General features: G+C 55.4%; 17 protein-coding genes and 1 tRNA gene. 15 read left to right on the forward strand and 3 right to left on the reverse strand.

Going from position 1 to position 19985, the window contains the following annotated elements; all coding sequences use genetic code 11:
- Positions 1-18: 18 nt before the first annotated feature.
- The 5 genes from DWB63_RS01305 (at position 19) to fliW (ending at position 5067) form a co-directional block, all read left to right on the forward strand.
- Complete coding sequence (locus tag DWB63_RS01305) at positions 19-498, forward strand: flagellar protein FlgN (RefSeq protein ID WP_128326993.1); 480 nt, start codon at positions 19-21, stop codon at positions 496-498.
- The gene (gene flgK / locus DWB63_RS01310; RefSeq protein WP_128326994.1) at positions 498-2633 is read left to right on the forward strand and encodes a flagellar hook-associated protein FlgK; all 2136 of its coding nucleotides are present in this window, start codon (positions 498-500) and stop codon (positions 2631-2633) included. The genes DWB63_RS01305 and flgK overlap by 1 nt, the downstream gene beginning before the upstream one ends.
- Before the next feature lie 13 nt (positions 2634-2646).
- On the forward strand, positions 2647-4314 hold the full coding sequence (flgL, locus tag DWB63_RS01315; RefSeq protein ID WP_128326995.1) for a flagellar hook-associated protein FlgL: 1668 nt from the start codon (positions 2647-2649) through the stop codon (positions 4312-4314).
- Positions 4315-4405: 91 nt separating this feature from the next.
- Positions 4406-4648: a carbon storage regulator CsrA gene (gene csrA, locus DWB63_RS01320; RefSeq protein ID WP_128326996.1), complete on the forward strand. Its 243-nt coding sequence runs from the start codon at positions 4406-4408 to the stop codon at positions 4646-4648.
- On the forward strand, positions 4648-5067 hold the full coding sequence (gene fliW, locus DWB63_RS01325) for a flagellar assembly protein FliW (protein WP_241648528.1): 420 nt from the start codon (positions 4648-4650) through the stop codon (positions 5065-5067). The genes csrA and fliW overlap by 1 nt, the downstream gene beginning before the upstream one ends.
- A gap of 26 nt (positions 5068-5093) precedes the next feature.
- On the opposite strand, the gene flgM is transcribed toward fliW, so the two are convergent.
- Positions 5094-5402 carry a flagellar biosynthesis anti-sigma factor FlgM gene (flgM, locus tag DWB63_RS01330; protein ID WP_128326998.1) on the reverse strand — a complete coding sequence of 103 codons (309 nt, stop codon included), beginning with the start codon at positions 5400-5402 and terminating at the stop codon, positions 5094-5096.
- A 27-nt stretch (positions 5403-5429) separates the two neighbouring features.
- Positions 5430-5840: a DVU0524 family FlgM-associated protein gene (locus tag DWB63_RS01335; RefSeq protein ID WP_206613114.1), complete on the reverse strand. Its 411-nt coding sequence runs from the start codon at positions 5838-5840 to the stop codon at positions 5430-5432.
- A gap of 162 nt (positions 5841-6002) precedes the next feature.
- Between DWB63_RS01335 and DWB63_RS01340 the strand changes: the two genes are divergently transcribed.
- The 10 genes from DWB63_RS01340 (at position 6003) to DWB63_RS01385 (ending at position 18433) form a co-directional block, all read left to right on the forward strand.
- Positions 6003-6854: an NAD(+)/NADH kinase gene (locus DWB63_RS01340; RefSeq protein WP_128326999.1), complete on the forward strand. Its 852-nt coding sequence runs from the start codon at positions 6003-6005 to the stop codon at positions 6852-6854.
- Positions 6855-6856: 2 nt separating this feature from the next.
- Positions 6857-8620, forward strand: coding sequence for a hypothetical protein (locus tag DWB63_RS01345; protein WP_128327000.1), 1764 nt, complete (start codon positions 6857-6859; stop codon positions 8618-8620).
- Between the two features lie 26 nt (positions 8621-8646).
- A complete protein-coding gene (locus DWB63_RS01350) occupies positions 8647-10014 on the forward strand; it encodes an MltA domain-containing protein (protein WP_128327001.1) in 1368 nt (455 codons plus the stop codon).
- Positions 10007-10651 (forward strand): DUF4254 domain-containing protein, encoded by a 645-nt coding sequence (locus tag DWB63_RS01355; RefSeq protein ID WP_128327002.1) that lies wholly within the window; start codon positions 10007-10009, stop codon positions 10649-10651. Before DWB63_RS01350 ends, DWB63_RS01355 begins: the two co-directional genes overlap by 8 nt.
- A gap of 9 nt (positions 10652-10660) precedes the next feature.
- On the forward strand, positions 10661-12094 hold the full coding sequence (gene gatB / locus DWB63_RS01360; RefSeq protein WP_128327003.1) for an Asp-tRNA(Asn)/Glu-tRNA(Gln) amidotransferase subunit GatB: 1434 nt from the start codon (positions 10661-10663) through the stop codon (positions 12092-12094).
- Positions 12095-12353: 259 nt separating this feature from the next.
- Complete coding sequence (gene mtnA / locus DWB63_RS01365; protein WP_128327004.1) at positions 12354-13394, forward strand: S-methyl-5-thioribose-1-phosphate isomerase; 1041 nt, start codon at positions 12354-12356, stop codon at positions 13392-13394.
- 167 nt (positions 13395-13561) lie between these two features.
- Positions 13562-15883 carry a methyl-accepting chemotaxis protein gene (locus tag DWB63_RS01370; RefSeq protein WP_128327005.1) on the forward strand — a complete coding sequence of 774 codons (2322 nt, stop codon included), beginning with the start codon at positions 13562-13564 and terminating at the stop codon, positions 15881-15883.
- A gap of 131 nt (positions 15884-16014) precedes the next feature.
- On the forward strand, positions 16015-17601 hold the full coding sequence (der, locus tag DWB63_RS01375; protein ID WP_128327006.1) for a ribosome biogenesis GTPase Der: 1587 nt from the start codon (positions 16015-16017) through the stop codon (positions 17599-17601).
- 86 nt (positions 17602-17687) lie between these two features.
- Positions 17688-17781: transfer RNA gene (locus DWB63_RS01380), tRNA-Ser, on the forward strand.
- A 316-nt stretch (positions 17782-18097) separates the two neighbouring features.
- On the forward strand, positions 18098-18433 hold the full coding sequence (locus DWB63_RS01385) for a zinc ribbon domain-containing protein YjdM (protein WP_128327007.1): 336 nt from the start codon (positions 18098-18100) through the stop codon (positions 18431-18433).
- Between the two features lie 133 nt (positions 18434-18566).
- On the opposite strand, the gene DWB63_RS01390 is transcribed toward DWB63_RS01385, so the two are convergent.
- Positions 18567-19715 carry an alpha-D-ribose 1-methylphosphonate 5-triphosphate diphosphatase gene (locus DWB63_RS01390; protein ID WP_128327008.1) on the reverse strand — a complete coding sequence of 383 codons (1149 nt, stop codon included), beginning with the start codon at positions 19713-19715 and terminating at the stop codon, positions 18567-18569.
- Between the last annotated feature and the right edge of the window lie 270 nt (positions 19716-19985).

Below are 19985 nucleotides of genomic sequence, written 5' to 3' on the forward strand. Positions count from 1 at the left end.
ACTAAATGAGGTGGCAGAATGATTCGTCTGATAGAGGAAAATTTGGTCAGGCAGAACAAGGCGATGATGCTCATGTCCTATCTGCTTGAGGAAGAATTTTCCCGCCTCACCAATCTTAAGCCTCAATCGGTTTCCCAGATAGAACTCTCCATTCAAGAGCTTATGCGTCAGATAGCAGCGGAACGGATTTCTCTGCGCAATCTGGTGGCCAAGGTCGATCCTGTGGCCAAACGCGTCAAGGAGCTGCTGCCCGGCTTAGGCGATGCCGAGGGGGAGAGTCTTCAGGCGCTGTTGAAAATGCTCGATGACACTGAACAGAAGTGCGGTGTCCAGGCAGCCAAGAATCAGCAGATGGCCATGGCCTTGTTCGACCAGAGCAAGGGGTTGCTCAACTTCATGCATGATCAGATCAAGCCCAAGAGCACAACGGCATACGGCCGGTCCGGTCGGTTTGCCAAGGGTGCCAACTCAGCTCGTCTGTTGAGCGGGAGGTTGTAATGTCCTTCGGCGCCAACTCGTTGTTGGATATGGGCCGGTGGGCCCTGTTCGCCTCGCAGGTGCAGTTGCAGGTCACCGGTGAAAACATTGCCAATGTCAACACCGATGGGTATTCCCGCCGTTCCGTGATCCTGGAAGAGGGACCATCCATAAACTATTCCCCCGGCCAACTCGGCACGGGTGTGGTCGCCAAGGAAGTCGTCCGGCATTTCGACGATATGGTGGAGGCCATGTATCTCGGGCAGTCTTCCCTGACCAACATGTGGGGCAACCTGTGGGAGCAGCTCAAGGGCGTTGAGAACCTGCTCAATGAGTCCAGCAACAGCGGTGTCAGCGACGCCCTTTCCTCATATTTCAATTCCTGGAACGAAGTGGCGCAGCGGCCGGACAACTATGGTGCCCGTCAGACGGTAGTCAACGATGCCGCTACGCTTATCTCCACCCTGAAGCAGGTGGATACCGACCTGTCGCTCATGCAGGAGCGGATCAACAAGGAAGTTGCGGCCCAGGTCTCTGAAGCCAACACCCTCATGCAGGAGATCGCCGATCTGAATCGGGAGATCCAGGTCAATAACGTTGAAGGGCAGAACAATACCAATGCCCTGTTCGATGAGCGGGCGCGGAAGACTCGTGCGTTGGCACTGCTGGTGGATATCAAGACCATCGACAACGGGGGCGGCAATTTTACCATTTTGACGGAGTCCGGACAAAACCTCGTGGACGGGGAGAGCTTCTTTTCCCTGGAGTTCAATTCCGCCCGTAACACGGTTGACCTGCGTCCTTCCTCAACCTTCGAAGGCAATGTGTATTTCGACGGGAACGACGATTACGAATACACCATTGAATTCGTGGCTTCCAATGCCGGTGATCCGTCCGGACAGGTCGGTTCGGGCGCCGGGGCCGCTCAGTTCAAGGTTTCTCTGGACGGCGGGGTGAGCTGGCTCACCAATGAGGATGGCAGTGAAAAGCACTTTTCCGCCCGTGAGTATGACAGCCGTGTCAATGTCGAAGGGTTGCAGATATGGTTCGGTTCAACCACTGACTCGCAGGGGACGCCTTCAGGGACGTTCGTTGACGGTGACCGGTTCATAATCAGTCCGCACCAGGGCTTGTACTGGGTTCAGAACACCTCCCACGCAGAGGAAATCACTCCGCAGCAGCATTTCAATGGCGAGGTCAACACCCAGCGGTTGACCGGCGGGAGCATCGCGGCCCTGCTGACCTTCCGCGACACGTATGTCGGCAAGTACCGGTCCAAGCTCGACGAACTGGCCGAGTCCGTGGTTTGGGAAACCAACCGCAGACACAGCCAGGGCGCGGGGTTGCAGGCGTTTACCTCTGTCGAGGGAACCTACAAGGTGGACTACGTCAACAAGGCGCTCGGAAGCGATTCCACCGGCCTGGCCTTTGGTGACAGAATCCAATCGGGCAGTTCATTCGTTTATGTGTACAACAAGTCGACAGGCCTGCTGACGTCGAGTGCCGCCCTTGATTTCGACGGCACAGGCGGCACGTTCAATCCTGCCATTCACACCCTGGAAGATGTCCGGGATGCCTTCAACTCCACCTATGCCGGGACCATCAATGCCAGTATCGTGAACAACCAGCTCAGGTTGGAGGCCGAGCCCGGGTATACGTTCGCCTTCGGGACCGATTCGGCGGGACTGTACGCGGCGCTCGGAATCAATACCTTCCTCAAAGGTGATAGTGCCGGAACCATGGCCGTCAACGAGAAAATAACAAGCGACCTCGATTACCTGGCCACGGGGCATGTGAACGGGGCGGGCGAAATGAATACGGGCGACAATACCACCGCACTGTCCATGTATGAACTTCGCGAGGTCAATGTCACCACCAGAACGGCCGCTGAAGGAACCACGTCGCAGACCATTCTGGATTACTACAACGGCATCGTCGGCAATGTGGGCACGGACACCAATCGGGCAAATTTCAATAAGAATTTCTTCGGCACCCTGTCCAAGGATCTGAACGAGCGGCAGCAGCAGGTTTCCGGTGTGAATCTGGATGAAGAAATGAGCGATCTCATTAAGTATCAGGCATCTTACACGGCGGCGGCCAAGCTCATCACTACGGCGGATCAGATGTTACAGACGATCCTGTCGCTCAAGCCGTAACGGGAGAAGGGATATGCGCGTTACACAGCAGATGCTTTTCAGCAGGTACGTAAACAATTTGAACTCGTCATTGACCAGTCTCATGGATTTGAACGTCAAGGCTCAGACCCAGAAGGCCATCAACAAGCCCAGTGACGATCCGACCGGCATGACTCGGATTTTGGACCATCGCGACACCCTGCGGTCTCTGGACCAATATTCGGAGAACATATCCACGGCCAAGGGCTGGCTCGGCAGCGCGGACGAGTCGCTGATGCAGGTGTCCACCATCCTGACCCGTGCCAAGGAGTTGGCCACGCAGGCGGCTACCGGCACGGTGGATGAAAACAACCGTGAGCAGATCAGTTACGAGTTGCGTTCCCTGTTCGAACAATTGATAGGGCTGGCAAATTCGGACTTCGAGGGCAATTCCATATTTGCCGGTCACAAGGTGGATTCACCGGCATTCAAGGAAATCATGTGGCTGACCACCAATGACGAGGATTTTGGTTCCACTGCGGAATTTACGGTCAACGGTTCCTCGAAGTCCACGGTGCTTGTGCAGTATCTCGATTCGACCGGCGCAACTCCGGTGGGTGGTAACATGAACCTGTCCGACGCCAATCTGGGCGTGCGGTATTCCATCGACGGAGGCCGTACCTGGCAGACAGACGGAAGCATGACCTTTGCCGCAGGGCAGGGGACATTGAATCTTCCCCAGAGCGGCACCAGCGTCACCTTCCATGGGGACGCGACCGTCAAGGTCAATGATCCCACGGACAAGTCCAAGGCTGACGGTACGTGGATGTGGATCAGGCCGTCGGCCCAGTATATCGGCGACGACGATGATGCACCGCCGCATGTGGACTCCCTTGGGCCCGGAACCAAACAGATATCGGCCACGGCATCAGGATCGTTTCTGGATTCCAACGTGACCATTCGTATCGATAATTCGTCAAACGTGGCCATGAATGAGGATATCGAATATTCCTACAGCATGGACGGCGGCATAAACTGGGTGACGGGCAACGTGGCCCAGGCCGACACCACAAGCAACGCCGCCGTGTTCAGCGTTGCCAACGGCGGCATCCTGACCCTGGCGTCCAACGGCTCCAACGTGCTCCGGCCGGGACAGCAGTATATCATCAGACCTCGGACTGCCGCCATCAATCTTGATGTTTCTTCCAGTGAGCAGGTTCAGCTCAATGATGTGGGCAAGGATATCTTCGGCGGCATATATATGGACCCGGATGTCATTTTGTCATCCAATGGTTCCATTCTGACATTGGGCAGCATGAATGCCAGTCGGGTGTTTCACTCAGGCGGCGCGCCCAATATGTCTCTGACCATCCAGGGTGACGACGAGTTGTCCAAGAACCTGTTCGAGGTCATGGGCAATTTGATCGCATTCGCCGAGACCAACAACCAGACCGGTGTACAGCAGTCCCTGGCCAATCTGGTGAGGGCTCAGGAGCACATCATGAACTCCGTTGCCGAAATCGGCGGCCGTGAGAACCGGCTGAGTATCGGAGAGAACATCCTGGAAGGCCTCAAGCTCAACGAAAAGACCATGCTCAGCTCCATCGAGGACGCCGACGTATCTGAGTTGATGACCGAACTGGCTCAACAGCAGATCGTCTATGAGTCGGTGTTGCGTTCCACATCCATGATCATGCAACTCAACTTGGGCAAGTTTATTTAATCATCCGCTTTACTTGCGTGTGAACGTCATGTAATCGGCATTGTACATTCCGCCTGAAGCGGACAAGCCGAAGGAAAGACTTGGTAATGACATGTTGATTTTGACCCGGAGACCGGGAGAAAGCCTCTACCTGGGCGATACCATCAAACTGAAAATCCTGAGTGTTCAGGGGAAGCAGATAAAGATCGGCCTGGATGTACCCGAAGACATGACCGTCTATCGGGAAGAGGTCTATTTGAAGATCAAGGAACAGAACAGGCAGGCGCTGGAAATAAGCCAGCAGGACCTGCTCGCGGCGGCAGCGCTATGGCAAAAGAAAGAACGCAAAAAATAATGACGAGGCTGGGCGAGCGAGAAATCAGCTCGGACGGTATCATCTATTTCCCCAGAGGTCTTGTGGGTCTTGAGGACAAGCGCGAGTTCACCCTGCTCAGCGTCAAGGAAGGCGACTCGCCGTTTCTGCTGTTGCAGTGCCTGACGGATCCGGGGCTTGGGCTTCTTGTGGCAGACCCCTACAGCTTCATCGACGATTATGATGTGAAGATCGAGAATGTGGACCGCAAGGCCCTGAAGGTGGAAAATATTCGCCAGTTGGCTATCCTGGTGACCGTGACCATACCACAGGACAAGCCTGAAGACACTACTCTCAATCTCCAGGGGCCGATTGTCATCAACACCGAGACGAAGATAGGTCTTCAGATTCCACAGACGGAAGCGGGGTATCCCACGCACTTCTATCCGATTGGTTCCTAATCAGTCGATCAATACCTTTTTTCAGGCTAAACGAGAAGATCGAGGTCGTCACGAACCAAGTTCGCGGCGGCCCTTTTCAGGTCGGGCTCATAGGTCCCGTCCTTCACCTTGCGCTTGAGTTCATCCACCTTTTCGCGGCGGACATCGGGCGCTTCCTTGGCCGATTGCAGGGCAGCCCCTCTTAGGCGGGCTTCCGATGAGAGTACAACCCGGTCTGCGGATTCCCCGGAGCTCTTGACGCTTTCCTGCGTCTTCAGGGCTTCCTTGGATTCCGGCCTGTCGATCTTCTTGTTTGCGTAAGGATTTTGATCCCCTACAATGTTTCTAATAACCATGTTGTGCCTCCCCTTTGTGCAGGGTTATCAAAGCATGGTGCCATCCACCTTTGACAATGTTATTTCCCACAACCGCCGCATGACCTTGTTCCGTTCGGTTCCTTCAACGTCAAGCGGTCCCTGTTGTGTTTCCTTGATGATCTGAACGTCGCCTCCGTCAAGTGGGTACTCAAAGACGTACCTGTGTCCGAATTCCTGCTCCAATTGGGCAAGGACAGCCTTGACCACGGGCGAGTGGGAGGAGTTGACTATCAGGTTTTCAATGACCTCGTGTGATATTCGCTGCACCAATTCGCGACGCTTTGCCTGCTTGGCGATATCGTCCATTGGTTCAATGTCGCCCAGCGCCTGTCTGAAGCGTGCAAGACGCTTGGCGCTTGTAAGCTGCTTACCGTAAGTGCGCAGCATGGTGCGAACATTGGCCGATGGTGCATTCACGGTATTTCTCCCTTCCTTGATTGTTACAATCGTCGCTCTGAAAATTAACTTTAGGGTGAATACCAAAAAAAATCTAGAAAAGTTCTTTTTCTGATTTTTCTAAAGCCGTGAAAAAGGGATAAAGGTTGAATGTTTTTCAAATTTTAACTACAAATTTGAAGCATGAACCGCCCTGTAAAAAAAATACTGATCGTTGTGAAAACGGAAGACCGGAACGCCCAGGTTATCCGGGTCGCAATGACGCAATTTCTTGTTGGAAGGGGGGTTGAAGTCCAGACCTGCGAGCACCGTCCGAACGATTGCACGGAGGCGGAAGAGACGGCCGGTGATTTCGATTTGGTCATCGTGCTGGGTGGAGATGGAACCTTTATCGGCGTGGCCCGCCGTTTGCTCCCTTTCGGATTGCCGCTCATGGGCGTCAACCTCGGGCGGGTGGGGTTCCTGACCCAACTCAATCGCGACCATTGGCGTCAGTGGCTGGAGGTCATTCTCAAGGATGGCTTCAAGGTCGCCCGACGGCTGGTTCTGACCTATGCCCTTGAGCGTGAAGGGAAGGTCGTGCACACGGGGGTGATCATCAATGACCTCGTGGTCAGCCGGGGGGAGTTGGCGAGGCTTATCCGCCTGGGTGTTTCCTTTGATGGGATGGAGATATCGTCCCTGCGGGCGGATGGGTTGATCGTGTCCACCCCTACGGGATCATCGGCCTATGGCGTGTCCGCCGGCGGGCCGCTCATGCACGCAGAGTTGCAGGCGTATTGCGTGACGCCGGTCTGTCCTTTTCTGAACAGTTTCAAGCCCATGGTTTTTCCGGCCGAGGGCGTTGTTCGGATAAGGGTGGAGGAAAAGGGGGGCGAGGTCAATCTGACCGAGGACGGCCAGTCGATCGTCAGCTTGCTTTTTGGGGATGAAGTCGTACTTGAAAAGGCCGAAATTGATCTGTTGGTGGTGGATCTTGGGCCGAGGGCCTATTTTGAGAAATTGAAGAAACACGGTTTCCTGAGCGAGAGGTGATCATGGGTTTGGCGAAGAAGTTCGATTCGGTGCTTGATATCAAATACGGGCAGGATGCTGCCCTGGATGCGCTGTTGCTTCATTTCATGACGGAAAATCATCTGGAATACAGCATCGATCCTCATAAAAACGCTTCCGGCGAGCAGATGCGTTTCATGATGGCTTTGGAAGACGGTGAATTTTACGGCCCATGCTCGGACTGGATGTTTCAGATGCTTTTGGAGGACGGATTACCCGATCGGCTGCTCAAGAAATACCTTCAGCAATGGAAACGGTTCATCCGCCTGTCCCGGAATTTCTGCTCTGATCGGCAACAGGCCAAGCGGTTCATTCTGCTTGCCCGTCACAAGTTCCGCATGACCCTGGCTTCACCCATCGTCATGCCTTCGAGGTTGATGAAGCGGTTCATCACCATCTTCATGACCCAGAGCGGCATAGACGATCCTTACAGGGATGTGCGCAAGGGCATGAACCGGATTGCTTCGGAAATCGTCGAAAGCGAGTATTTTGATGAGATGGTCCATGGCAGATCCATACACGCTGATACATCCGACCGGATCGACGATCTGCGTTTCAAGATCGACATGCTTGAGATCGAGCGGCTCATGCGCATTTCCTGCCTCACCGATTCCTGGACTCCGGAGACCTTTTCGGTGGAAGGAGTCCGTGCTTCTGGATTGGCTGACGAGGTCAGGGAAGGGTCAGAGTTGTTTACCGAGTTGTTCGAGCGGCTGGGCAAGAACGGGGAGAAGCCGCGGCGCATTCTCTACCTGCCCAACCGGGCGGGCGGCATCATGTTTGATTTGCAGGTGGTGAAGATGCTGCTCCGGCTGGGCCACCGCGTGGTCATGGCCCTCAAGGAGGGGTTCTTCTTCGATCACCCCACATTCTGGGACCGCGACAATGACCCTGTGCTGGCCAAGGCATTCAATGGAGCATATTTTGTCAGCGAGGACAAGTTGTCCAAGAACGAGCTGCTGTCCATCATGGCACATCATCCGTTTGTGGTCATTTCCGACGGAACCCGTGAGAAATTCAATCCCTATCGAACTTCGGTCTCTTTTGCACGGGCATGGAAGGAGTGCGACTTGATTCTGGCCAAAGGCGAGGCCATGCATGACCGGCTCATCCTCAATTCCCACGAATTCACCAGGGATATCGTCAATTTCTATCGGGATCATGGTGGCGAGTTCCATCTGCATTTTCGACCCAAACCGGACCGGGTGCGTACCTTTTCGGAGCAGTACATTACCTCCAAGGCCGAGGAGATCATCAACGAGATGCGTCAGGCCCGTTCACAGGGCAAGACGGTCATGTTTTATTCGGGTATAATCGGGTCCGTGCCCGGCCAGACCCAGGCTGCCATAGGGGTGATCACCACCTTTGTGGAACACCTGCGCAAACAACTGGACGATGCCTATATAATCAATCCCGGAGAGCATTTCGAAGAGGGAATGGACGCCGACGATCTGATGTTCATGTGGGAGAAGGTTCAGCGCAGCGGGTATATCAATGTCTGGCGTTTCCAGACGTATTTCGATATTGAAAAGAGCTTCGAGTTGATGGGCAAGAGGGTGCCCCCGGTCTGGACCGGGAAGGACGCTACCTACTCGACGGGATGCACCAAGGAAATGCACATCGCCCTGGACGTGCAGAAGCTGCATCCTGAGTTGCAGATCATCGGTCCCAATCCTGAGAAATTCTTCCGCAGGCGGGAGTACGGTGTGGGTAAATTTTGTGATGTGGCTATTGATTCTTGCGGATAGATGAACCGGAAACAACATTGGTTTTCATGCGTGAAATAAAAACTGATATGCATAAAGACGCCTGGCGTGCAGCCCGGCTTTTGGTCGCAGGAGCCTGTCTGGCCGTGCTGTTTTCCTGCGTCAAGGATGGGTCGGTCTACAGGGCTGAGGTGGAAACGGCTCCGCCTTTGGCCGAAGTGGGCACCCCGGAAGACGCCCCGGTCGAGGTTTCTGCCGATTCCGCCAGCCTGTATCGCTCTCGGGTGCTGACGCGGCTGACCCTGCGGCCGGTTCGCGAACCCCTTTCCATTCCCATGTGCGACATGTTCTTTCCCCTGTCCAATCTGGAAGGAGCACAGAGCATGGCCCGGGTGGACATTGCCAGCCAGGGGCTGACCTCCTGGACGGCCCTGGAAGACCCTGTGCAACGCAGTTTGGAGTATGCCCTGAACATGCCGCAGGATCAGCCTGCACTGGCCCGCCCCGGCATGGCCCTCACCTGGGGTCAGGTGGTCCGGTCTTTGGAGGAATTTCTTGATCTCCTGCCGTATCTGGATAAGGAGCCCGATCTGCTTCCCGAACGGTTCGTCTGGTATGGTATGCGGAAAAAACCATTGATGACAGGCTATTATACGCCTGAAATCGAAGCAAGCCTGGTCCGCCAACCCGGATACGAGTATCCCATTTACGGTGTTCCCGACGACCTGCGCTTCGGCCGGGTGCGCGGCAGCGAGCAGTTCTATCGGGTGGAAAAGGGCAGGGTGCTGCCGTATTACCGGCGTGGCGACGTGGACGTGCGCAAGGTGCTGGACGGCAGGGGGCTGGAGATCGCATGGGCCAAGGACCCCATAGATGTCTTCTACATGCAGGTGGAAGGGTGCGGGCGGCTGCGGCTTCCTGACGGCACTACTCGGAACGTGCTCTATGGAGCCAAGAACGGCCATGGCTTCAGGAGCTTGGGGCGTATCCTTCATTCCAAGGGATTGTTGCCCAAGGGTCAGCTTTCCAAGGAACATGTGCGACAATATTTTGCGAAACATTCCGAACAGATGTTTCAGCTCATGGCGGAAAACCGCAGTTATGTTTTCTTTCGGTTGGAGAACTCCCCGCCCGAGGGAACCATCGGAAAGCCGTTGACGCCGATGGTTTCACTGGCTACAGACCGGAAGCTCCTGCCGCTCGGCAGTCTCCTCGCCTTCGAGGCTGAAATCCCCGAGGCGCGAAACGGACGCCCGGTCGGCAAACGCAAAGTCATGGGTATCGGTCTGGCGCAGGACACCGGCACAGCCATTCGAGGCTCCCGGGTTGATTATTACATTGGAGAAGGGAACGCGGTGGAACCCATTGCCAACAACATCATGACCGAGGCTACCGTTTACCTCCTCATAAGCAAAGAAGCTCTGATAAATGGCTGAGATAAAAATAGATACTGTTAAGGGTGCCATCAAGGACGCCATCGCGCATCAAATCCGTTCCGTCACAGATTGGCATTTTGGTGAGCCGGTGTACGATGTCGATCCCGCTGGAGATTTGAGCGGCGTGTCCGGTCTTCGCGAGTTGATCGGCCGCCAGCATTGGGCCAATTTTCAACTCTGGCACGTCGAGGACCGCGCCCGCCGCAAGGATGTGGACGCCAAAGTGATTGCAGATTGCAAGTACGCCATCGACAAGCTGAACCAGAAGCGCAACGATCTCATTGAGCGTGTGGACGAGTGTCTCATCAATTTGATGGAATCGTTGCTGCCCCCCGATGCGCCGGAAAAATACAATACCGAGACCATCGGGGCGGCCCTTGACCGGTTGTCCATCCAGGCGCTCAAGATTTACCACATGAAGGAGCAGTGCTCCCGTAGGGACGTGGACCAGGATCATGTCAACGAGTGCAACGACAAGGTTTCCGTCCTGCAGCGTCAGCACGATGATCTGGCGCAGGCCATTCTCGAACTCCTGGACGAGTATTTCGCCGGGAGCAAGAAACCCAAGGTTTATTTCCAGTTCAAGATGTACAATGATCCGCGATTGAACCCGGAACTTTACGCAAACAAGAAATAGGGGAAGCCCATGTCCCGGTATGAAACCGTCATTGGTCTGGAAGTTCACGCCCAGCTCAAGACGCAGACCAAGATTTTCTGTTCCTGTTCCACCAAGTTCGGCAATGAACCCAATGAGAACGTGTGTGCGGTCTGCTCCGGCATGCCTGGGGTTTTGCCCGTGCTCAACGAGAAGGTGGCCGAGTACGCCACCAAAATGGGGTTGGCCACCAACTGTGAAATCAACCTCAAGTCCGTTTTTGCGCGCAAGAATTACTTTTATCCCGATCTGCCCAAGGGGTATCAGATATCCCAGTTCGAACTGCCCATCTGTGAGCACGGCTATGTGGATATCGAAGTGGACGGACAGGGCAAGCGCGTGGGCCTGACCCGTATCCATATGGAAGAGGACGCGGGCAAGAGCATCCACTCCTCCGCTGACAACGTCAGCTACGTGGACCTGAACCGGACCGGCGTACCGTTGATCGAGATCGTGTCCGAACCGGACATGCGTTCCGCCGAAGAGGCCGTTGCCTATCTCAAGGAGTTGCGCAGCGTGTTGCTGTACCTCGATATCTGCGACGGCAACATGGAAGAAGGCAGTTTTCGCTGTGACGCCAACGTTTCTGTCCGGCCCTATGGGCAGGAGGAGTTCGGAACCCGGGCGGAACTCAAGAATCTCAACTCTTTCAAGCACATCCAGAAGGCCATCGAATACGAAGTGGAACGCCAGATCGACCTGGTCGAAGACGGCGAGCAGGTGGTGCAGGAAACACGGCTCTACAACGTGGAAAAGGGCACCACCCATTCCATGCGCGGCAAGGAAGAGGCCCATGATTACCGGTATTTTCCGGACCCGGACCTGGTGCCCCTGGTACTGGAGGAGGCCTGGGTATCGAAGTGGAAATCCGAACTGCCCGAACTGCCCAGCGCCAAGCGAGAGCGGTTCATGGCCGAATATGCGTTGGCGGACTACGACGCTGCTTTGATAACCGGCGAACTGGCCGTGGCCGATTATTACGAGGCCGCTGTCAGGGCCTATGGCGGTGAGGCCAAGAAGGTGACCAACTGGATGGTGGGCGAGTTGCTGCCGTTTTGCAACGATACGGCGGCGCAGGCCTGCGATGTCAAACTTTCGCCGGAGAGGTTGGCCCTGCTGCTCGGGCTTGTGGACGACGGCACCATTTCCGTCAAGATCGGCAAGGATATCTTCCGCGACCTGTGTGTGTCCGGTGACGACCCGGCCGCGTTTGTCGCGGCCAAGGGATTGGCGCAGGTGTCCGATTCCGGCGAGTTGGAAGCCATGGTGGACCAGGTCATCAAGGAGAATCCCTCCGAGGTTGAGGCCTTTAAAGGCGGCAAGACCAAGCTCATGAGCTTCTTCATGGGGCAGGTCATGCGCCTCTCCAAAGGGCAGGCCAATCCCGGCGTGGTCACTAAGCTGATCCAGGAAAAGCTATCGTAATGTGAACCGGGAGAGGAGAGTCCTTCGGTTTCTTGCGACACGGCGTCGGGGATGATTTGGGGAACGTCCTGACGGTTGGCGGCATGGTGCGCGTGGCGTCTTTTTCGTTATTGAAGGATTTTTGGTATTGGCCCAATCGGCGCATACGGATTTGGGGGTGACCCTTATCCATCCAGTGCCGCGACAAAAAGTTTTGAAGGGGAGTCCGGAGGGGAAACTTTTCCAAAAGTTTCCCCTCTGGCCGCCGGAGGCAAAAAAAATGACCGATCATATTCAGTATTCGCCTGAAAAGGACGCCCTGATCCTGTTGGACCAGCGTTATCTGCCCAACCGTGAGGACTGGTTCGAGTGCAGGACCACGGACGACATCTGTTTCGCCCTGGTGGTCATGGTGGTGCGCGGTGCGCCCGCCATCGGCGTGACCGCGGCCTATGGCTGTTATCTGGCCGGACGCGAGGTCCAGGGCATGGACGGCGACTGGAAGGTCAACCTGGACGCCAAGCTCGACCAGATTCACGACGCCAGGCCAACAGCGGTCAACCTGCGCTGGGCCGTGCGCGAGATGCGCTCCATCTGGAAGGAGGCCGGCGATGTTTCCTTGGAAAAGCTGCTCGGCATCTGGCTTGAGCGGGCCAGGGAAATCCATAAGGGCGATATCGAGATGTGCGAACTCATCGGCAAGTTCGGCGGAGAATTGATGGACGACGGCGACACCATCATGACCCACTGCAATGCCGGAGCCCTGGCTACGGCCGGATACGGCACGGCGCTGGGCGTGGTCCGCGGCGCCATTGATCAGGGCAAGAAGGTATCGGTCATTGCCAATGAGACACGCCCGTTTTTGCAGGGTGCGCGGTTGACCGCGTATGAGCTGCACAAGGATGGCATCCCGGTCAAGGTGGCTTGCGACAACGCCTGTGCCCTGCTCATGAAGCGCGGGCTGGTGGACAAGGTTGTGGTCGGAGCCGATAGAGTCACTGCCAACGGCGATGCCGTGAACAAGATCGGGACATTCGGGGTGGCTGTGCTGGCCGACCGTTTCAATATTCCTTTCTACGTGGCCGCCCCGGTCTATACGATCGATATCGAGACCCCCACGGGCGACGATGTCCCCATTGAGGACCGTGACCCCAGGGAGGTGACCCACATCGGGGATCACCGTATCCCGCCGGAGGGAGTGGAGGTGTATAATCTCGCCTTTGACCCGACTCCCAATGAATTGATCACGGGTATCATTACAGAGAAGGGTGTTTTGTATCCGCCCTATACCGAAGCCATTAAAAAATTGTTCGAAAAATAGGCCAAACAGATTGAGTTGATGAAGGCGGCACCGTGTTACGGTGCCGCCTTTGTTTGTAACGTATTTGTTGGTCCTGTTGCTTAAAGTTGACAGAAGAAGACCTGTGAACATATGAATGCTTAGTTGTGGTCATATAAATATTCAATGAGGAGAATAGGTTGTTCATTATGAAGATGAAAAGCGTCAATACTGCCATCACCCTGTTAATATCATTGATCCTGGCCGTGACCATCGCAGCTGGCGTCGCGTGGGTCAGCAACAACACTCGCAATACAGTGTTCGAGGAAGCCCAGATTTCCATGGAAAACATGGTGGAACAATCCATGGCCGCCTTGGAAAGCTATATCACTCAAACCGGCGGCATGACCCGCATGCTTGCCTCCCAGCAGGCCATTGTCGATGCGCTCGACGGGCGGGACGCCCTGCCTGCGGATTGGTTGTTCAAGGATTTGCTCGCGACCTCCGACGACTACTGGGCTGCCTTTGCCTTTGACAAGAATGGCAAGGTGGTCGCGGGGTACAATGCCAAAGGTGCGAACATGGCCGGGGCCGACCGCAGCGACCGAGCCTATGTCAAGGCCGTCCTGTCCGGCAAGGCAGACAATTTTCTCTCGGATGATATCCTCATATCAAAGAGTGGTGGCGGTATTCTCATATTCGCTGCGGCCAGCGTGGTTCGTGATCACACCGGTGAAATCATCGGCGGTGTCGGCCTCTTCCCGAAATGGGAGGCTTTTACGTCCAGATTCATCGATCCGTTCCGTGTGGCCGGGGCTGGTTACGGATTCATGCTCGATCGCAAGGGGAGGGTCATTGCCCATGCAGTCAACAAGGATCTTTACCTCAAGGATTTGAGTGCCCACGATTTTGTCCAGACGGTCCTGAATGAAAAGAAAGGGAATACCCTGTATGAATGGGAAGGGCGCGAGAAGTATATGGTTTTCGACTCCCTGCCCAGTACGGGGTGGATCATGGTCATGAGCGCCTATGAGGAAGACATGGCTGCCGCTGCAACTTTACAGAGAAATGAACTGGCAATCGGCGGGGCCCTGGTGTGTCTTCTGCTCATCGGGGTCATGATTTTCATCATCCGCAGAACCGTGACAACGCCGGTCAGAAATATCTTGAACTTTGCCTCGGAAGTGGCCGAGGGGAACCTCAATGCCGGTCTTGAGGGAAAATACCAGTTTGAATTCCAGGGCCTGGCTGAACAGATCAAGGTCATGGTCAGCGAGTTGAAAGCCAAGCTCGGTTTTTCGGACGGTGTTCTCAAGGGGGTAACCCTGCCTTGCGGGTTGACCGGTCCGGATTCCAACATGCTCTGGGTTAATCAGTATATGCTTGATTTGACGGGGCAAACAAAGACGATGCAAGAGTGTGTGGGCATGTCCGCCGGAGAGTTCTTCTATCGTGATCCCAACAGGGAAACCTTCACGCACAGGGCTATCAGCGAAAAGCAGTCCCTGAGCGACGAGATTACCTATGTGACCCCCAGTGGAGCTGAACTTGTCATTAGCCGGACGGTCACGCCATTTTACGACATGGACGGCAAGCTGCTCGGCTCCCTGTCCATCTGGTTCGATATGACCGAGATTCGGTCCCAGCAGCAAAAGATCGAGGAGCAGAACAGGCGTATCTCCCAGACTGCCAGCATGGCGGAGGATATTTCTCAGAGCCTTTCTTCTGCCGCAGAGGAATTGTCCGCGCAGATTGAACAGGCATCCCATGGGGCGGAACAGCAGCGTGACCGCGCCACTGAGACCGCCGCAGCCATGGAGGAGATGAACGCCACGGTGCTGGAGGTTGCACGCAACGCCAGCCAGGCTGCCGAGGATGCGGACACGGCCAGGCAGAATGCTCAGATTGGCGAGGATATTGTCGGGCAGGTGGTTGAGGCCGTCAGTGATGTTCAGGTCCAGGCCGACAACCTCAAGACCTCCATGGAAGACCTTGGGCATCGGGCTGCCGACATCGGCAAGGTTCTCGAGGTCATCACCGACATCGCAGATCAGACCAACCTGCTGGCTCTGAATGCCGCCATTGAAGCGGCCCGCGCCGGTGAAGCCGGACGCGGGTTTGCCGTGGTCGCAGACGAAGTCCGAAAGCTGGCTGAAAAGACCATGGCCGCAACCAGTGAAGTGGGCGAAGCCATCGGCAGGATTCAGTCCATGACCAAGGATAATATCCGGGCCACTGAAGTCGCTGTCACTTCCGTTTCCCGCAGTACCGGTCTTGCCCAGGATTCCGGCAATGCGCTTCGGGAAATTGTTGGAAACGTGGAGAATGCCTTTGATCAGGTGCGGGCCATTGCCGCTGCTTCCGAGCAGCAGTCGGCCACCAGTGAAGAGATCAATCGTGCCACGGACGAAGTGAACGCCATCTCACAGGAGACTTCGCAGGTCATGGTTGAGGCCACGCAGGCCATCAGGGAAATTGCTGAAATGGCCAGTCGTCTCAATTCTGTCATAGAGGAAATGGTGGCAGAATAATCACGCCGAAAAGGATTGTGGAGAACATTGGACTCGACAATTAAATAAAGATAAGCTAATCCCGCGCTTCCCTCTTCACGGAAGTGCGGGATTATCATTATCCCGTGTCACTTACATTATCGGAGCCAAACATGCTGCCTGTCGTTGCCCTTGTGGGACGCCCCAATGTGGGTAAGTCCACTCTATTCAACCGATTGTTAAGAAAGTCGCGGTCCATCACTCACGACCTTCCGGGGGTGACGCGCGATCGTATCTACGGCGAGTGCGTCATGGGCGACGTTCGGTTTGACCTCGTCGATACCGGCGGCATGGTCCTGGAATCCGAAGCCACGCCCGAACTTTCCAAGGATTTTGAAGACGAGATATTCGACCAGGCCCAAGAGGCCATAGAAGAGGCCAACATTATCCTCTTCGTTGTGGACGGCAAAGAGGGGTTGACCCCGCTGGACGAACAGGCTGCCGAGTACGTGCGCCGGTCCGGCAAGACCGTCTTCATGCTGGTGAACAAGGTGGACGGCAGCGAGTTCGCGCCCCAGATGACGGCGGAGTTCCATTCCCTGGGCATAGAGTTCCTGCCTGTGTCAGCGTCCCACGGTTACAACCTGAATGACGTGCGCGCTCAGGTGCGCAGATTGGTTATTGATCTGGACTTCCCTGAGGAAGAAGACGACGGCATTGAAAAGGGGCTGCGGATAACCATGCTGGGACGGCCCAATGCGGGCAAGTCCTCCATTATCAACGCGCTTATCGGCAAGGATCGGCTCATTGTGTCCGATGTGGCCGGGACCACCCGTGATTCCATTGACGTCACTTTCGAGAAGCAGGGCAAGCGGTATACCTTCGTGGACACGGCAGGCGTGCGCAAGCGGGCCAATATTCAGGAGCATCTTGAGAAAATCAGCGTTATCCGTGCGCTCAGGAATTCCAAGCGTTCCGATGTGACCGTCCTGATTATCGACATCACCCTGGGCGTGGGCCGACAGGACAAGCGGCTTATCGAATTTCTGGCCAAGGAGAAGACCCCGTTCATCGTGGTGGTGAACAAGGCGGATCTTGTCCCCCGCAACGAGACCAACCAGGCCTTGGAAGCATTCAGGGAAGAACTGAGAATCATCCCGCATGTGCCCATCGTCATGACCAGCGCGCACAAGGGCGTGGGCATCGGCAAGCTTTTGCCCATGGCCGAAACCCTGCGCCGCGAGTGCGAGATCAGGGTTGGTACCGGCGAGTTGAACCGTGCCCTGGCCAAGGTGGTCGAGAAGGTTCAGCCCCCGGTGGTCAAGCGCAGACGGCCCAAATTTTATTACGTCACCCAGGCGGACGAACCCATTCCGACGTTCGTGTTTTTCTGCAACGACCACACCATTGTCAAGGACTCCTACGTCCGCTATCTGGAGAATCAGTTTCGCAAACTGCTCGGCATCAAGTCCGCGCCCGTGAATATCGTCTTTCGTTCCAGCCACGACAAGAAAGAGTGGGAAAAGAACCGGGGCATCTCGGCTATGGGCAAGCGCGGTCCCGGTCGTGAACGCATCGGCGGCGCCAAGACTCGTCGTCATGAGGACAAGTACAAGGCCCTCAAGAGCCGTCGGCATCGAGAGGAGAAGGACGAAAAGGACGCGAAAGCCGGTAAAGGCAAGAGCAAGGGCGTAAGGAGCGACAAGGGCACCAGGAGTGACAGGGGTGGCAAGGGCGGCTCCGGGAAAAAAGGCAAATAAGGGCTATCTTTATTGACAATCGGTGTCCTAAAAGTGTAGACGGTTTTTCCTCGATGCGAAGAGTATCCCTTTTCGTGACGAGCCCAGGAGAAGTGGCCGAGTTGGCTGAAGGCGCACGCCTGCTAAGCGTGTTATGGGCGTAAACCCCATACGAGAGTTCAAATCTCTCCTTCTCCGCCAGATTTCAAGGGCTTACGATGTACATCGTAAGCCTTTTCTGTTGCTATCTTGATTAGTGTACATCCCTGTTTCGCATCCTTGCGTTCATTTTTGTCATCATGCCCAACTGAAATTGACTCTAGTACATCGTCAAGGTTGTCATTGAGTGGTCTGTCTAATTAGCGGCCATGAGTGTTTTGTCGGTTCAACTTCTTGAAAAAATGGACATCCCAATAATAGGTGGATTACCGGCCTGTTATGTGATTTGATGAGCGCGTCTGTGAATGGAATTACACTTTTTTAGTAAAGTACAACAAAAATAAATAGTTGAGAGATCATGGAAAATTTACCAAATTGTCCGAAGTGCAATTGTGAGTATGTGTATTTTGATGGCAGTATCCTTGTTTGCCCGGATTGCAGTTTTGAGTTTCAAGCTGAAGACGCTGCAGGAAGAGTGTATAAAGACGCCAACGGCAATGTCCTGGTTGATGGGGACACGGTCATAGTCATTCAGAATTTACAGGTCAAAGGGGCTTCCTCTGATATCAAGAAGGGGACAAAGGTCAAGAACATCAGGTTGGTAGAACCAGAGGACGGCGTTCATGACATTTCCTGCAAAATCCCCGGATTCGGTTCAATGATGCTCAAGACATCGGTAGTCAAGAAAGGTTGAGAATCCTGGCGGTTCCGTCATTGATGAAAAGGCCCCTGCAGTGAAGTGCAAGGGCCTTTTCTTTGTCGGATTGATCGAAGGTACATCGGCTTGGCAGTGCGCAGAAAGACTGGATTCTGTGCATGCGTCCCTGTTAGCCTGCTAGGCCGTTGGAGCTGAAGACGGGGGCGCCTTGTCTGAGGGTCAGGACCGTGAAGGGCAGGTCCGGGTCGCTGTGGTCCACGATGATCAGGTCGGCCCGTTTGCCCGGTTCTATGGCGGCCCGATCTTGCAGGCCGACGGCCTTGGCCGGTCCGGCGGAGACCAGGTTCCATGCTTCAGGGAAAGTGCAGACGTTTTCTGCCGCCAGGGTGAAGGCAGCCTGAAGCAGTGAAGGGTAATAGTAATCCGAGGTCAGGGCGTCGCACAGGCCCATTTGAATGGCGTCGCGGGCCATGAGCCTGTTTATGTGGCTTTTGCCCCGCAGGGCATTGGGTGCGCCCAGGATGACGGCGTTGCCCATGTCTCGTGCTGCGCGGGCAGTGTTCTCGTCGAGTGGGAATTCGGAGATGGCGCAGCCCATCGAGTTGTACCAGGCCCGTGTTTCCTGGTCGGGGTCGTCGTGGGATGCCATGGGGATGCCCTGTTCGCGGGCGGTGCCCGCCAACCTGGAGATGGCCTTCGGCACAGCCCCGGCACGCCCCTTTATCTCGGTGATCAGTTCAATGAATTCTTCACGGTTCAAGCCGGTCCGATCGAGATAGCCCGACATCTTGGAGTACCGGTCCAGGTTGGTGAACATGGCATCGATGTGGTCGTTGAAGGCGAGCATGTCCACCAGCCCCTGGCGCATCCATGTATGAACCTCCTCCATTGCCGGGAGGTTGTAGGTTTCGAACCGCAGGTGCAGGCGGGTGTCGCATCCCAACCTGTCCCGGAGTGAGGCGAAGTCTTTCATGAACGCCTGAGCGGCGTCACGGCTTCGCAGTCCGGGTTCCCATGAGCAGGTCAGGCCATGGAAGGCCGTGGTGATCCCGTTCGCCGTCATGGTCCTGTCTGTGTCGAGCAGGCCCAGCGAGCGCTTGAAGGAGACCCCGGCTCGCGGCATGATGTGGCGCTCGAACCCGTCCCCATGCAGGTCGACGATGCCCGGCAAGACCAGCTTGCCCTTGGCGTCGATGGTCTTGCCGCCCGTGCCTGTCGTGCCGATCTCCTGAATGAGCCCCTCGGCCAGTCTCAGATCCACACCCCGTATCTCGCCGCTTGGCAGCAGCACATGCCCATTTCGAATATTCATAGTCATTTGATTCTCTCTTGTGTCGGGAAGGAGTTCATGAAGAATGCATGGTTGTCCTGTGACAAGGCCGTGTCGTTTCAGGAAGTGTGTATGAATCCGATTTCATTATCAAAAACATTACCTTTGTGCGGCATGTTCGTTTACGCGAGCCTAAAAAGTAAAGCAGTAGACATGTGCAGGAGTTGTCTAGGGCAAGTTCGTCTTATGTTCGTTCAAACGTCATTCGCGCGTAACCGAAATTCAATACTCTGCGGTCGGAATGAGTGACGGCTTTCT

The sequence above is a fragment of the Pseudodesulfovibrio sp. S3 genome, assembly GCF_004025585.1.
Taxonomy (GTDB): Bacteria; Desulfobacterota; Desulfovibrionia; order Desulfovibrionales; family Desulfovibrionaceae; genus Pseudodesulfovibrio.